Consider the following 13,634-nt stretch of genomic DNA (forward strand, 5'->3'; position numbering starts at 1 on the left):
GGCGGGTGGGTGCGTCCCGCCGCGCGGCCCCCCGGGGCCGGCCGGGGGCGGCCGCGCGGAAGCCGGGCGCAGCAGCCCACCCCCATCCCTTCCCGCGCGCACCAGGAGTACATGTGACGCCCATCCCCGCCCCGGCGATCTGGCGTTTCGCCGACCACGACACCGTCCGCGACGGCGGCGGGCGCCTCTGGTACCGGGGCCTGCGGCACACGCGGCGGTGGGCCGTCCCCGGCGACGACGCCCCGGCCGGGGGCGATCTGGACGACGAGGCCGTGCGCGGCCTGCTGGCCGCCGACCCCCGCGCCGTCTTCGCACCCGCCTGGCTGGACGCGTACACGCCCCTGCCCGGCCGCGAGTTGACCGGTCCCGGCGCGCTGCGCCTGCTGGACATCCGCCCGGCCACCGGCGCCACCCTCCACCGCTGCGCCCTCGGCCGCACCGGCGCCTTCCTCGGCAGCGCCACCGGCAGCCCCCGGCCTCCCGCCCAGGGCCTCCGCCCGGCCGACGTGCGCGCTTCTCTCCAGGGCACCGCGGAGCGCCACCGTGCCGCCCGCATCACCCTGGACCGCGTCCACGGCCGCATCCACGCCCGCTACGCCATCGCCCACACCCTCCACACCCACACCTATGTCCTCACCACCTCCTGACCACGGCCGCCCCGGAGCCCGGGGCGGCCGGCCACCTCATCCGAAGGAGCACTCCCGTTCACCTGAGTTTCGCCGCCCTGGCCCTCTACCTGTCGGCGCACGCGACCGGCACGCTCGTCACCCCGTACGAGGTCCAGGAGATCCGCGCGCGGGCCGTCGGGCGGTACGGCTTCGACGGCCTGCGCGCCGAGGCGCTCAAACAGGGCGCGTTCCTCTCCGCCACCGATCCCGATGCGCACTGCGACCGCTTCGCGTGGGCCGGGGCGGCCGCCGCGTTCGTCGAAGAGCCCTACCACCACCCCTGACCCGGCCCGGCCACCCCCCATTGACTCTTAAGGCTTGCCTTATGACGCACACTTCTGTATAGTCTTAAGAGTCAACAGGGGGTGGCCGCCCCCTCACCGCCGACCGGCGCACCGCCGGAGACACTCCGACCGCAAGGAGCACCCGATGGCCCGCACCAAGCCCCACGGCCCGATCGACATCAACGAGCTCGTGGAGAAGCTGGACTCGGCGCGCAACTCCCTCGCCCACGAGGCCAACAAGGACTACTACCTGCGCCACCACGACGAGCGCAGCGGGATCGACAGCGCCTTCGACGACCTCGTCGACTGGGTCCGCGCGCACCAGAGCGCGGGCGAGCTGGCCGAGCTGGTCAAGCCCGTCTCCGACCCGGACCTCCAGCCCGGTGACCTCGTCCTCCTCGACGGCGCCCCCGCCACGGTCCGGGAGATCAGCATCCACAAGGCCCACACCCACCACCAGGACTCCAGGCTCCCTCAGCACCAGCCCGCCATGGAGATCGTCACCGGCAGGGGCAGCCAGTGGTACGCCCTCGCGCCGGTGATCCCCCGGGCCACCTGACCCGACCCCGGCCCCGCCCGCACCCGCACCCGCACCCGCACCCGCACCCGCACCGGAGGTTACCCATGGACAACATGAGCTTCGCCGCCCTCGCCCTCCACCTCTCGGCGCACGAGACCGGCGATCTCGTCACTCCGTACGAGGTGCAGGAGATCCGCGCCCGGGCCGTCGAGCGGTACGGCTTCGAGGGCCTGCGCGCCGAAGCCGTCAAGCGCGCGTTCTTCTCGTGCGTCGAGCCGGATGTCTACTCCGCCCGGCGCGACTGGGCACGGGCGGCCGCCGACTTCGTCGAGAAGTCGTAGAGCGGGGCCGTACGGACCCGGGCGCGGCACGGCCCCGGGTGCTGGCCGGGTGGCGCAGCACCCGGGCGGGGCGGCGGCTCCCGGCCCGCGACCGCGCCCGCCGGGGCCCCTCATCCCGGCCGTCTGCAAGCCATAAGAGACAGTGGAGCCATGGACACCCCTACCCCCGGCATCGACCTGACCCGGCGCACCGAGCCGCTCAGCCTCAGCGACATCAGCCGCGCCTTCGGGCTCAGCCGCAGCGCCGCCCAGAAGTGGCACAAGCCCCCCGCCCAGGCCGCCACCGGCAACAGGCCCCCCGCCCACCGGCCCGCCCTGCACGCCGTCGCCGAAGCCATCGGCGTCCCGCTCGGCCCGGACGTCCTCGACAGCACCCGGCCCCGGTATCCGGCGGACGTCGTCATCGCCCTGGGCAAGGCCCTCGGATACCTCGACCTCCGGGGCCGTCTCATCCAGGAGAACCAGGACAAGGGCAGGGGACGCTGGCTCCCCACGGACCCCACCATCGACCCCGCCACCCGGCACAACCGCTACTACACCAACCACGTGGCCGCCGCGCTCGGCGTCACCAACGAAGCCGTCGAGATGGGCCTGACCCGCGAGCAGCCCGGCTACCCCAGGCCCGACGGCACCGATGAGATGGGGCGCAGCTTCTGGTGGTCGCTCCCCGCGAAACCCGCCGCCGAGGAGGCCCGCCCCGACCCCCGGGCGCTGCTCGCCGGGATCCGGGCCTGGCTCGCCGGCAGGGACGACGTCGCCCGCGCCTGGGCCGTCCCCGGCACCACCGCCGTGGGCATCGAACTCACCGACGGCACCGCGCACACCCTCACCCTGGGCCCCGGAACCTGAAACCGGGCCCGCCGGCGAAACGGACCTCCCCCCGACGCCGTGCAGGGCAGCCGGGCAGCGCGCCGCGGCTGAAGCCCGCCGTGCGCGCCGTACGGCGCGCACGGCGGACGTCCCTCCCCGGGCCGCGTCAGGCGTCCGCGGCCCCGCCGGGCGCGCTCATGGCCTCCAGCCGGCGCACCAGCACGACCGCCGTCGCCAGGGATTCGTCCAGGTCCGCCACCGCCGCCGGATCACCGAGGTCGTCCCCGGCATGCAGGGCCGCGAGTTCCTCCAGGCCGCCGGCGGCCTCCCGCGCCGCGGCCACCACGGGTCCGGGGCCCTCGTACACACGCCCGTCGCCGAGGCGGACGAGTTCCCCGGTCCTCTCCTCCACATCCACCAGCAGCCCGGCCCGCCAGGAGAGTTGCCGCAGGCGTACGCGCGGGTCCGGATCGGTGCAGCCGGTGACGGCGTCGGCGCTCATGCCGGGCACTGTAGTACCGCCCCGGGAGCGGGTCCGGGCCGGACCCGCTTCCGGCGGGGACGGAGGAACGGGCCACGGCACACGGCCGGCGCCGGCGGGCCACGGAGCCCGGGAGCGCCGTACGGCAAGGGCGACCGGCCATACCGGACGCCGGCCCCGCCGGCCCGGGGGCGGGTTGCGGACGTTCCGCCCCGGGCGCCCCGGGCCGGGGCTACGATACGAAGGCACCACGGGCAACCGCGCCGCGCCCGGTCCACCACCACCTCGACGCCCACACCGTCGCCAGGGGACCAAGACGTCCGAGACTCGCGCGAACAGCTCCGTCATGCCCTCCTCCGAGGCGGCCGGCGCGTGTGGGGCACCAGGCCGGACAAGGACAGGACGACATGACCAACCCCCGCAACCGGGAACACGACCGCGCCGTACGCGCCTACCAGCGGGCACACCCCGGCACCACCCTGGAGCAGGCCCGGCGCGCCGTCGCCGACCGCTCCGGCCGGCAGTCCTCCCTCCCGGACCGGATGCCCGGCGCTCCCCTGCCCCGCCCCGCCGAGCGGCTCGCCGACTACGTCCAGCGCGTCGCCACGGCCGCCGGCGTCCAGCGGCACCGCGCGATGGAACTCCTCGGCCTCGAACCCGGAACCTCCGCCAGCCAGCGCCTGGACCACCTCGCCGACGGCCTGGACGACCACACCGTCCGGGCCCTCACCGCGGCCACCGGCATGACCCCCGCACAGGCCCACGCCCTCACCGCCCCGCACACCGCCGCCGACCGGATCCCGGACCTCGAAACCATGGCGCGGCAGATGGCAGTGACCAGGCGCATCGGGCGCGGGGGCGCGGGCAAGACCCGTACGGACGCGCGTGACCTCACCCGGCTCCTCGACGAGGCGTACGGATCACGAGTCCTTCCCGTCGACCTGCCCGTCCACGAACTCCTCCCGCCCCCCTACCGCCCGATCATCGTCGATCTGGACTGGCCCTTCGACGCCCCCAGGCCCGTCGACCCCGAGGTCTACGACGAAGTCGCCAAAGCCCTCGGCATCGGACAGGACACCGGCACCGACACGCCGCAGCCCGAGTAGCGGCCCGCGCGGCCCGCGGGCGGGGGCGGCGGCGGTTCAGCCGGCTGCGGTCTCCTCCGCGCGGGCGGCGGCGCACTGCTCCACGGCGGGCGCCGCGTGCTCGGCCACCACCTGCTCCAGCACCTCGCAGAGCGCGCGGGCCCGCTGGCTGCGCGGGCTGCCGAAGTCCTCCCGCCGGGCGGTCAGCAACATCAGCCACTGCGGACCGGTCACCCGCATCCGGGCGGCCGCCCGTACCGCGCTCAGCAGGCGCCGGTTCCCGGAGTTCTTCAGCGTCCCCTGCACCGGCGTCACCAGCTGGTGCGCGAGTACCCGCAGCCGCTGGCGCAGATGCAGCGGGACCTCCTCCCACGACGGGTCGTCCGCCCCGGGCTCCGGTCGGGCGGTCCGGACAGCTGCCGCTCGCCGGCGGTGGCGCAGGAGCCGGCACGGGTGTGGGAGGCCAGGTTGGCCGGCGTGCCGACGTACGCACACCCCGCACAGCGCACCCAGCCCGCCTCCCCGACCGCCGCCTGGACCACCGACCGCTCCGGGCCGAACCCCAGCGACACCAGCCGCCGAGGCAGCTTCATCCCCTCCAGCGCCCGCAGCGCCGCGGCCGCCGTGATGTCGTGCCCCCGCACGAACCACCGGCCGATCTCCGCCTCCCCGCCGCACCCGCAGAAACAGTCCCCCGTCGGCACCAGCCGAACTTTCCTCGTATCCGTCACGCCCCGGGACCCTACGGGCTCCGCCAGGCCCAGGTCAGGCGATCCACACCCTTGACCACAACCGGCCGGAAGCGACCACCAGACGAGCGCGACCGAACGGCACGTACCCGGTGCACGCCAGGCTGGCGTGATAGGTGGGCGCGTTGAAACAGTGCACTGTTCGAACGCGCTATGGCTGCTTGACCAGCTAGTTAGCTGCCTTGATGAGCTGCAACAGCGCGCAGTGGCAGCGGGCCGTGTTGACGCGCCCGGAGTCCGGGACCATCTGCGCGCCAAGGTGTCCCGCCGCTCCATCGAGCCATGCCCTCACGGCATGACAGGGGCTCGCACAGTGAGGAAGAACCCCGCGGTCGGCGCGGCAAGCCGGGCGGTCCGGCCAGCCCCAGCCCCGCAGCACCAGGACGATCGAGCCGCTCCGGCAGCCCGGCGGCGGCGCCCGGCTCCAGGCCCTCGTCACCGGCGGCGGGCCCGGCCGTCCCCACCGCCCGGCGGCGCGGCTACCCCTCGTAGACGTGACGCAGGACGACGGTGCGGCGCACTCCGGCCTCCAGCAGGGCCTGGCCCCGGTGCTGGCCGTTGATGTAGCCGCCCTCGCTGTCGGGCTGAATCGCATCCGCGACGCTGAACAGGCCGGCCAGCGCCTCGGTCTCCCAGCCGGTGGCGCCCGCCGCGGCCGCGTGGGCCACGGCGGACTCCTGCATGTCCTCGGCCTCCACCCCCTGCGCGCGGGCCCGCCTCAGGACGTCGAGCGCCATCACGCTGACCGCCCGCCAGCCACCGCCGTGGTACCAGCAGCACGACCAGGCGGCCCGGCGCGGCCGCATCTGCCGGGCCCAGCGGCGCCACCACCGCACCCCCGCCGGCATACAGCCGGGCTCGCGGAACGGCTCCGGCCGCCCGAGGCGGACCACCGCGAACTCCTCGAACACCATCCGCGGTTCCACCTCGGCAGGGCGCGGCACGTGGCCGGCGCCGCGGCCGGCGGCGACCTCGGCGCCGACCAGGTCCTCCAGTTCCTCGTGCGTGAGCGCCGTCCAGCACGGGCCGTACGGACGGTGGCCGTCCGCGCCGGTGAACACCACCCGCCGGTAGCGGGTTTCCTGTCGTGATCCTTCCGGCCACAGCTGCCGCTCCACCCACACCGGCGGCGCCTCCTCCTGCGGGCAGTGCCGCTCCCACACCGCGCCCGCGTACCGCTCCGCCCCGTTCATCAGCCCCGTCCCCTCGCTCGCGGCCTGGATGGCCACCGCGACCGGGCGCGCACCGGGCGCGGTGAACAGCTGCAGCCGGAACGTCCCCGGCAGGCCCGGGGCGGTGAACACGGGCTCGTCCACGACGAGCCGGCGCACAGCCCGCAGCGCGTGCAGCCTGTCCCGGCCGGCAGGGAGGTCATCGGGGCACGGCACCGGCCCGGGGGCCGGCACAGCGGGGAAGTCATTGCTCATCCCCCGATACATCCCCCGACCCGGACGGCGTCCGGGCGAGGTCAGCGGCGGGCAGCATGCCCCGGCCCGGCCGGCGACGACGCCCGGGCCGGACGAGCTGGGGCGCGGCGGCGGGCACGGCAGAACGTCCCCCCGGCCGCGGCCGGGCGCGGCGCCCCGACGGTGCGGCCATCGCCACCGCGCTACGCCGTCCGGATGGCGAAGCGGTCATCAGATGCCGTACAGGCGTGGATGAACTGCGGCGGGGGCGCCAGCCGTTCAACGGGGCCGTGCTCCCCGGAATCTATTACCGTGCGATTTCCAGATCCGCCCATGGACAGCCGCCCGCCCCCCTGGGAAATTGAGATGGAAAGCCGCCCGGCACTGGCCGGGTTTCCGGTTTCGATCACGCGAAATTCCATCACTGGAGGGATGTCGTGAAGATCCGCAAACGTTTCGGTGTAGGGGTGATCTCCGCCGTTCTCCTCGGTGGTTCCCCGCTCTTCGCTCCCGCGTCCCATGCGGACGACGTCGCGCCCATGTCGTGCTACGGCAGCGCGACCACCTACTCCAAGCCCGCGCCGGACGAGTACCTTCCGGCGGGTCGGACGTTCACGGCCACCAGCAACTGTTCCGGCATCAACATCAGGCCCCGGTCGGACCGTTACATCAAGGTGTGCGTCGAAAGGAACGGCGCCCCGGTTTGCGCATCCGATTTCACGTACGTCCCGGCGAACACATGGAAGGAACTCAGGGCGAATGTCGCTGATGGCACGCAGTTCTCCTTCCTGTTCCGCTCAAGTGCGCTTTCCAATGGGTCCTGGGCTGCCTGACACTGACGTCCGGCCGGGTCCTTCCTGTCTTCCGGCAGGAGATCAGGCCGACAGGGCGTAACCCCCGGCCCGGAGAGCGTCGGTGGCGGACCCGCGCTCCCCAGCCGGCTCCGTGGACGGCGGCGACCGGTACGCCGACCAGGTCCCGCAGCGTCTCGTGGGTGACCGCCGGGAACCCCGGGCCCCGGACCGGTACCGGCCCGCCGGCACGAACCGCGCACTCAAGACCCACGGGGCCCGGCCTTCCGCCGGGCGTGATCCTCACACGGACCCACACCAGCGGACGTTCCCCGCCCGGGCAGTACCGCTCCCCCACGGCGCCGGCCAGCAGTCCGGCAGCCGGCCCCACACCGACGCTCTCGCCGGGACCGGCCGCTGCCCCCGGACCGCCCAGGACACCGGCAGCGCTCCGGACGCGGTGAACAGCCCCGGACGGCACCGCCGCGGTGAACACGTGCCCGTCACCACGAGCCGGCGCCGCACAGCCAGCAGGCGCAGCCCGTCCCGGCCGGGCGGGCCGGGCCGGATGCCGGGCCGACAGGCAGGTCACCGGTCATCCCCCCGATCACCACCGACCTGGCCGTCGACGGCGGCGCCCGGGCGCCGTCCACCTCGCCCGGCCTCCACCGCCCGGGCGCCCCGGGGCGGGCGGGTGAGCAGGCGCGCGGCCAGGAACAGGACGCCGGGCTCCCGGGGCGGGCGGCGTCGCCGCCGGCCCCGGGACGGGAAGGCGGGGGGGCGCAGCCGCACGACGGCGCCGGTCAGGCCGCCCGGCGGCGACCTCCTGGGAGCGGTTCGCCGCGCAGCAGCCGGAGCCGCCGGGTGAGGAGCCGCGATCCTCGGCCAGCGCCGCGAGCGCCGCGTCGGCCCGCTGCATGAGCAGGTCCGGCAGACGCGACGCACGCCGTGCATCCGCCTGCGCGTAGCAGCCGGCCTGAGCCAGCAGGCCCCTGGCCAGCCACGGCGCCACAACCCTCCACAACGACGTCCCGTCCCGGTCAAGGACTTCCTCGTCGACGCCGTCCGGTACGACGTTGTGCAGATTCCCGGGATCGTCGTCGATCAGCCACTCCAGGAACTCGTGGCGGTACCACCAGCGGGCCAGATCCCTGTCCCTGCCAGGTTCCCTCTCCAACCTGCGGTCAGCAGCGGTCATCCGAGTCATGCGCCGAGCCTGGGAGCACCGCCCTGTGGACAGCAGCCCCGGGGCGGCCACACCCCGTCCCCGAGCCCGGCGTCCGCAACGGCACAGGCCGACACCGGCGGTACCACGGCCGGCGTCGTACGTCCCGCCTCCCCGGGCGCCGCATGTCCTCTGACACGGAAGCTGGATCCCTTGCAGGACGGAAGCAGGACCCGGAGCGGCATGGTGTGCCGAGCCACGACAGTGGTCACCTGGCCTCGATACCTGTCACTGCACAGGGCGCAGAGCAAAGGGCGGCGAACCGCGAAGATGAACACATGTCTGCCGTGCCCTTCGAACCTCGTCCGCTGAACGCCTCCGAGCATGCCGTGCTGGAACACATCCTCTCGGCCGGCTTCGTCGGCGCCGCGGCGCTGCGCGGCCAGCTGGACCGGACCGAGGTGGTAGCCACCTGGGGAGCCGGGTCGGCGAGCGTCGATCTCCGGGTGCGCGGGCTGGTACGGCATCCCGCCCCGGCGTCCGTACCCCTGCCGGTCGACGCCCTCGTCCACGACCGCGCCGGCGAGTACATCGGCGAGCTGCTGGTGTGGGCCGAGGGCGGCACGACCCTGTCGGCACTGGAGTACGCCTGGGTCACCGACGAGATGCCGGGCTCCCTGCCGTCCGTCGACCAGATCCAGCGCACGGCCCAATGACCAGCCCGCAAAGGCCGGGACGACCGGCCGGACTGAGACAGCTACCGATGCTGCCCGCAGTGCCGACGTACCGCCCACAGCACGGGTTGGTGACAAGCAGCCCGTCCCACTGGTGACAACGACCACGGCCCACGTCCCGGTGGACACCAGGTCGTACCCACCCGTCAGTGACACCTACCGCGTCCCGGCACACATAGGCCCGGGCGGCGGCCCGGGCCGGAGACCGACGGCGGGCCGACGAGGCGGGCGGGCCGGGCCTACGCGGCTCCCCCGGCGGCGGGCGCCCCGGGAGGCGTCCGTACCACCCCAGGGGCTCCTCGCGGACACAGCACAGGACAGCGGGCCCGGCCCGGCACCACCCCCGGCCGCGCACAGCCCCCGCACACCGGGAGACGTCCGGGCCGGCGGAGTGCAGCATCTGTCCGGGCGCGAGACCGGCGGGCAAGTCACCAGTCATCCCCCGATCACTCCCGACCCGCCCGGCGCCCGGGCCGCTCGCACCCTCGACTCCCACCAACCAGCCCCGGTCTTCTCCCCACGGCTGCGACCGGTTTCAGGTCGCCTTGCCGGCCAGCAGACCACTCAGCACTCCGGCCCCGTACGACACCCCCGGCATGAGAGCACGCACCAGGTGCCGCATCGACGCGTCCGCCGGGTAACGGAGCCGGCCGACGGACAGCTGCAGATCGAGCGGAGCCCCGGGCGGCAGAACACGGAAGCCGCCGGCCTCGTAGTAGGGGGCGAGGTACGGCTTATGGGTGTGGATGCCGCCGAGCACCGCCTCATAGCCCTGCCGGGTGTACGAGCGGACCAGGTGGTCGACGAGCCGGTGGCCCAGCCCTTGGCCGCGGGCACTGCCGGCCACGGACACCGCCTCCAGCTCGACCAGCGCCCGGGCCAGCCTCAGGCACAGCGGCCGGCCCAGGCCGGTTTCCATCAGCCACTGCACCGGCGGCATCGCGTGGGCCAGGCCGACGATCTCTCCCGTCGCGTGTTCCTCGGCGAGCAGCAGGGTCGCAGTGCCGTACTGCGGCGGCAGCCGCCAGCCCGTCCGCATCCGGTCGATGATCTCCTCCGGCATCGCCGGATCCATGAAGTCCACCGGCTCCAGCAGAGCGCGCACCGCCCCGGGATCGTCGCCGGGAGCGGCCGGGCGGATCACGTACCGCCCGTGCACCTGCGGTGCTCCGGTGCCCGCCGGCCGGGGCCGCTGCGGCGCGTTACGGCGCTCTGCCCGGCGCCGGGAAGCTCGTCCCATACCCCTCATCCTCCCCCAACCCCGGCCGGGACAACCAGTGATGACCATCCCCTGCGGCCTGACGGGCAGCGGACCAGGGCGCGGGCGCAGCCGCATCCACCGGCGGCCGACGCGACCGCCACGACCCCAGCCGTTCAGCAGTCACCGCCGCACGGCGGGGGCACGCGGCCGCCAGCACCCGGTGACCGGCACACCACACGGCCGGGGCCACGGCGTCTCGCCCTGCTCCCCGGCTTCCCGGGTCGGGGAGGCGGGGGCGCGGGCAGCCGGTTCCCCGCCGACAGGCCCCCCGGAGGCCCTCGGTCCGTACTACCGCAGGGGCTCCTCGCGGACACAGCGCGGGACAGCGGGCCCGGCCCGGCGCGCCCCGGCCACGCACGGCCCCGGCGCACCGGCCGGGGGCGAGGGCCGGAGGCGGACAACACACACACCCGGATCCGAACAGGTGTGGGGCAGGCACACGTCGAGCGCGCACCGGGAGACGTCCGGGCCGGCAGGGGGACACCACGGCAGCACAGCAGCATGCCCCGGGGCATACCGCGGGCCGCGGCCAGGACGCGAACCGAGGACCCGCGGACCTCCAGCAGCACGACGAGAACACCGGCCGGGAACCCGGCGCCGCCAGCGCGCAATTCGTCCCGGCCGCCGACACCCGGGCCGGTCAGCCGGCCGCCGGCGGCACCCGGCCCAGGTCCACCTCGCCGGCTTCGAGCAGGGCCCGGCGCAGCCGCGCGGTCCCGGCCGGCCGGACGGGCGCGGGCAGGACCTCGGCGGCCCGGAGCAAGGCCCGGGCATGGCGCCGTACGTCGCCGTCGCCGTACGCGCCTGCGGGGGCGGGGCGGGTGAGCAGGTACGCGGCCAGGAACAGGGCATCGGGGCTGCCCGGGTGGGCGGCGGCACGTCCCGGCCCCGGATCCACGGCGCGGCGTCGGACAACATCGGACAGCCAGTCCGCGGGGCTGGGAGGCGCGGACCGCCGAATTCGGCCGAACAACGCCGAACATCCCCGACCAACCCCACGACCAGCAGCAAGACGCGGCACGCCGGCCGGGAGCTGCGGCCGGCGCGCGGAGCAGGGCGGGGGCCGGACCCGGAACGGCACGGGCCCGGGCGGCGGACCGGCAGGCACAGCGGACGAGACCGGCGCCCGGCCCGAGACAGCGGACGATGCCGGGCAGTGTGCCCGGCGGCCCGGGCCTACGCGGCTCCCCCGGCGGCGGCCGCGTACGCGGTGGCGTACGACAGCTCCCCCGGGTTGTCGACCCACGCCAGGACACGGCGCGAGCGCTCGCGCCAGCCCGGTCCGGCGCTCTCCCGGGCGCCCCACCGGCTGCGGCCCTCCGCGCAAACCGTGCACTTCAGCCGGCCGCTGATCTCCCACACCTCCGGGTCGGCGGTGAAACAGGTCGGGCAGCACCCCTCGGACCAGGCCGGAGGGTGGCACGGCTCGGTCGCCCAGGCCGTGATGATGATGTGGCCGCCGTACGCGCACTCGATGCCGTAGAGGGTGTTGCGGTCACAGCGGGGGCAGTACTCGCCGACCGGGGTCTCCGCCGGGGCTCCGGCGTCCCCGGACTTCGCCGACGGGACGTCACCGGCGCCCTCGGCGGGCCGTGGACGGGGCGGCGGCGGGGGCGTTGCGGGTGGAGTCGCACGAGGTGGCCCGGCTCCGCCGCGGCTTGACCCGGTCAGCCCCCGACCCTGCCCGCCCTGCGACGCTGGCGTCTTCCCCGGCGGCCGGGCTGGTCCCGCCGCCACCACGAGGAAGCGTACCGACGGCCCTGCAGCGAAGCCGGCAGATGGCCGCCGGTCAGGTCACCGAGGCCGGCGCACGGTACGGCCCAGCGCGGTGGATGCCGCGAGTCCCCCCGCAGGCTGGCCGTCACCCGGCCGGGTCCGGGCCGCCTTGCGCTTCTCGTGGGTCCGGTCGAGGTACTTCCGGCCGTACGGCAGGGCCGGCGGCGCGTTCAGGTACTCCGCCCACTCACAGCCCGCTGGGTGCGGGCAGGAGTCGATGTGGGTGTTGCAGTACACACACAGGAAGCCCCTGACCAGACCGGTCGCGTGATCATGGTCGATCGACACACCGGGCGAGCGGCCACAGCCGTGACAGCCCGGACCGATCAGAGGCGTCAGGTAGTTGCGGATCCTCCCCTTCCACTGCTTCGGGTCGGCATACGAACCCCAGTCGCCGTAATAGGCGTTGACCGGGCAGCGCATCCGCGGCGCTATGAGCTCTGGCCGCGACTCCTCGCCGGTCAGCTCCACCTCCCACACTCCTACGCCCTCCAGATACTTCCACGCGTCCGGGTCCCCCACCGCCCCTCGCAGGTCGATCCGGAAGTTCACACCGTCGGTGAAGGCGTGGTACTCCCGCCGGTGCGCGATCGCCGACCCCTGAGGCGCTGGGGCGGGTGCGCCGGAGCGGCCCCAGTCCCGGTGGCCCGTGCACAGCATCCGGTCGCCGAGCCGCAGGTGCCACCGCCCGTCGTCGCCCTCCCAGGCCACAGCGTCCACACCGCGGGCGGGCCACGTCACCGAGCAACTCGCCCCTATCCGCCCACGCGCCTCGTTGAGACCGGCTTCGATCTCCCTGATCTCGGCCCCGGAGGGAGAACGCCCCACCAGCGCGGCACGACGGTGCCCGGGAAAATCCTGAAGAGTGATCAGTTCCTGTTCCATAACCGCAGCCTGGAACCGGATACCTGTGGACAGCGGACAGCCTCACACCCACCACCTCACCACCAGGCGCCGTCCGATACCGGTGCTGGCGGGCCTCCCGGGCCCTGGGCACCGCAGCGCCCTCCGTCACCGGCAGGAGGCGCAGCAGCCGGAGCCGAACCGGGCGTCGTCTTCTCGTCCGGCACGGCTGCCGGAGCGCCACTGGCCGGCCTCGCGTCTCGCACCCGTTCCCTCAGTCGGCCAGGCGCGCCGGAGCCCGCCGGGCGGATCGACCGTTCACCGGGTCAGTCGCTGCACACCGGACACAGGTCGGGCACGCCTTCCCCAGGCTGCTTGCCGCACCCCACGATGCCCTCGTCCTCTCCTTGGCGCCGGACCGCCGGGCCACGGAACCCCGCCCCCTCCGCGGCCCCGCCCGGGCGGAATCGGCCTACGCGGAGCCGCCCGGGACGGTCCGGCCGGTCCGGCCGTGACCTCACGGCCGGACCGTCGTTGAGCGTGCGCAGCCCTGCCCGCCCGCACCGCCGGAGTCACCCGTGCCAGCTTTCACAGCCCCGCCCGCGAACACACGGCCCGGCCTCACGCCCACCGGGGACCGCCGCCCGAGCGAACGGACCGTAGTGGACGGCGCCCGACGCCGGCCCCGGGACCCCGGTGCGCAGCGGCAGACGGCAGTAT

At 74.9% G+C, this 13,634-nt stretch carries 15 protein-coding genes; 8 read left to right on the forward strand and 7 right to left on the reverse strand.

The window, feature by feature from the left end:
• Positions 1-113: 113 nt before the first annotated feature.
• The 4 genes from SYYSPA8_RS27325 (at position 114) to SYYSPA8_RS27340 (ending at position 2,662) form a co-directional block, all read left to right on the forward strand.
• Complete coding sequence (locus SYYSPA8_RS27325; protein WP_323450009.1) at positions 114-647, forward strand: hypothetical protein; 534 nt, start codon at positions 114-116, stop codon at positions 645-647.
• 450 nt (positions 648-1,097) lie between these two features.
• Positions 1,098-1,511, forward strand: coding sequence for a hypothetical protein (locus tag SYYSPA8_RS27330; RefSeq protein WP_323450010.1), 414 nt, complete (start codon positions 1,098-1,100; stop codon positions 1,509-1,511).
• A 65-nt stretch (positions 1,512-1,576) separates the two neighbouring features.
• Complete coding sequence (locus SYYSPA8_RS27335; protein WP_323450011.1) at positions 1,577-1,813, forward strand: hypothetical protein; 237 nt, start codon at positions 1,577-1,579, stop codon at positions 1,811-1,813.
• A gap of 150 nt (positions 1,814-1,963) precedes the next feature.
• Positions 1,964-2,662: a hypothetical protein gene (locus SYYSPA8_RS27340; protein ID WP_323450012.1), complete on the forward strand. Its 699-nt coding sequence runs from the start codon at positions 1,964-1,966 to the stop codon at positions 2,660-2,662.
• Between the two features lie 127 nt (positions 2,663-2,789).
• Here the strand turns inward: SYYSPA8_RS27340 and SYYSPA8_RS27345 are convergent, their stop codons facing one another.
• Positions 2,790-3,125, reverse strand: coding sequence for a hypothetical protein (locus SYYSPA8_RS27345; protein ID WP_323450013.1), 336 nt, complete (start codon positions 3,123-3,125; stop codon positions 2,790-2,792).
• A 386-nt stretch (positions 3,126-3,511) separates the two neighbouring features.
• Here SYYSPA8_RS27345 and SYYSPA8_RS27350 point away from each other — a divergent pair, with 386 nt between their 5' ends.
• On the forward strand, positions 3,512-4,210 hold the full coding sequence (locus SYYSPA8_RS27350) for a hypothetical protein (RefSeq protein WP_323450014.1): 699 nt from the start codon (positions 3,512-3,514) through the stop codon (positions 4,208-4,210).
• 36 nt (positions 4,211-4,246) lie between these two features.
• Here SYYSPA8_RS27350 and SYYSPA8_RS27355 read toward each other — a convergent pair whose 3' ends face one another.
• From SYYSPA8_RS27355 to SYYSPA8_RS27365, 3 genes are all read right to left on the reverse strand, one after another.
• Entirely contained in the window at positions 4,247-4,495 is a 249-nt protein-coding gene (locus SYYSPA8_RS27355) for a hypothetical protein (RefSeq protein WP_323450015.1), read from the reverse strand.
• A gap of 5 nt (positions 4,496-4,500) precedes the next feature.
• Positions 4,501-4,920: a hypothetical protein gene (locus SYYSPA8_RS27360; protein WP_323450016.1), complete on the reverse strand. Its 420-nt coding sequence runs from the start codon at positions 4,918-4,920 to the stop codon at positions 4,501-4,503.
• Positions 4,921-5,417: 497 nt separating this feature from the next.
• The gene (locus SYYSPA8_RS27365; protein ID WP_323450017.1) at positions 5,418-6,365 is read right to left on the reverse strand and encodes a hypothetical protein; all 948 of its coding nucleotides are present in this window, start codon (positions 6,363-6,365) and stop codon (positions 5,418-5,420) included.
• 416 nt (positions 6,366-6,781) lie between these two features.
• Between SYYSPA8_RS27365 and SYYSPA8_RS27370 the strand changes: the two genes are divergently transcribed.
• Together SYYSPA8_RS27370 and SYYSPA8_RS27375 are read left to right on the forward strand one after the other, a co-directional pair.
• Complete coding sequence (locus SYYSPA8_RS27370) at positions 6,782-7,177, forward strand: hypothetical protein (RefSeq protein ID WP_323450018.1); 396 nt, start codon at positions 6,782-6,784, stop codon at positions 7,175-7,177.
• Positions 7,178-8,638: 1,461 nt separating this feature from the next.
• On the forward strand, positions 8,639-9,016 hold the full coding sequence (locus SYYSPA8_RS27375; protein ID WP_323450019.1) for a hypothetical protein: 378 nt from the start codon (positions 8,639-8,641) through the stop codon (positions 9,014-9,016).
• Between the two features lie 553 nt (positions 9,017-9,569).
• Here SYYSPA8_RS27375 and SYYSPA8_RS27380 read toward each other — a convergent pair.
• Together SYYSPA8_RS27380 and SYYSPA8_RS27385 are read right to left on the reverse strand one after the other, a co-directional pair.
• Positions 9,570-10,274 carry a GNAT family N-acetyltransferase gene (locus tag SYYSPA8_RS27380; RefSeq protein ID WP_323450020.1) on the reverse strand — a complete coding sequence of 235 codons (705 nt, stop codon included), beginning with the start codon at positions 10,272-10,274 and terminating at the stop codon, positions 9,570-9,572.
• Positions 10,275-10,935: 661 nt separating this feature from the next.
• Positions 10,936-11,193, reverse strand: a complete 258-nt coding sequence (locus tag SYYSPA8_RS27385) for a hypothetical protein (RefSeq protein ID WP_323450021.1) — start codon at positions 11,191-11,193, stop codon at positions 10,936-10,938.
• Positions 11,194-11,451: 258 nt separating this feature from the next.
• Here SYYSPA8_RS27385 and SYYSPA8_RS27390 point away from each other — a divergent pair, with 258 nt between their 5' ends.
• Positions 11,452-11,778 carry a hypothetical protein gene (locus tag SYYSPA8_RS27390; RefSeq protein ID WP_323450022.1) on the forward strand — a complete coding sequence of 109 codons (327 nt, stop codon included), beginning with the start codon at positions 11,452-11,454 and terminating at the stop codon, positions 11,776-11,778.
• 311 nt (positions 11,779-12,089) lie between these two features.
• Here the strand turns inward: SYYSPA8_RS27390 and SYYSPA8_RS27395 are convergent, their stop codons facing one another.
• A complete protein-coding gene (locus tag SYYSPA8_RS27395; protein WP_323450023.1) occupies positions 12,090-12,956 on the reverse strand; it encodes an endonuclease domain-containing protein in 867 nt (288 codons plus the stop codon).
• Between the last annotated feature and the right edge of the window lie 678 nt (positions 12,957-13,634).

The sequence above is a fragment of the Streptomyces yaizuensis genome, assembly GCF_034961445.1.
GTDB lineage: Bacteria > Actinomycetota > Actinomycetes > Streptomycetales > Streptomycetaceae > Streptomyces > Streptomyces yaizuensis.

Coding starts and splice junctions, on each gene's coding strand:
- SYYSPA8_RS27395 (WP_323450023.1), bottom strand. CDS start 12,956: ATGGAACAGGAACTGATCACTCTTCAGGATTTTCCCGGGCACCGTCGT.
- SYYSPA8_RS27340 (WP_323450012.1), top strand. CDS start 1,964: ATGGACACCCCTACCCCCGGCATCGACCTGACCCGGCGCACCGAGCCG.
- SYYSPA8_RS27380 (WP_323450020.1), bottom strand. CDS start 10,274: ATGGGACGAGCTTCCCGGCGCCGGGCAGAGCGCCGTAACGCGCCGCAG.
- SYYSPA8_RS27350 (WP_323450014.1), top strand. CDS start 3,512: ATGACCAACCCCCGCAACCGGGAACACGACCGCGCCGTACGCGCCTAC.
- SYYSPA8_RS27330 (WP_323450010.1), top strand. CDS start 1,098: ATGGCCCGCACCAAGCCCCACGGCCCGATCGACATCAACGAGCTCGTG.
- SYYSPA8_RS27365 (WP_323450017.1), bottom strand. CDS start 6,365: ATGAGCAATGACTTCCCCGCTGTGCCGGCCCCCGGGCCGGTGCCGTGC.
- SYYSPA8_RS27345 (WP_323450013.1), bottom strand. CDS start 3,125: ATGAGCGCCGACGCCGTCACCGGCTGCACCGATCCGGACCCGCGCGTA.
- SYYSPA8_RS27335 (WP_323450011.1), top strand. CDS start 1,577: ATGGACAACATGAGCTTCGCCGCCCTCGCCCTCCACCTCTCGGCGCAC.
- SYYSPA8_RS27375 (WP_323450019.1), top strand. CDS start 8,639: ATGTCTGCCGTGCCCTTCGAACCTCGTCCGCTGAACGCCTCCGAGCAT.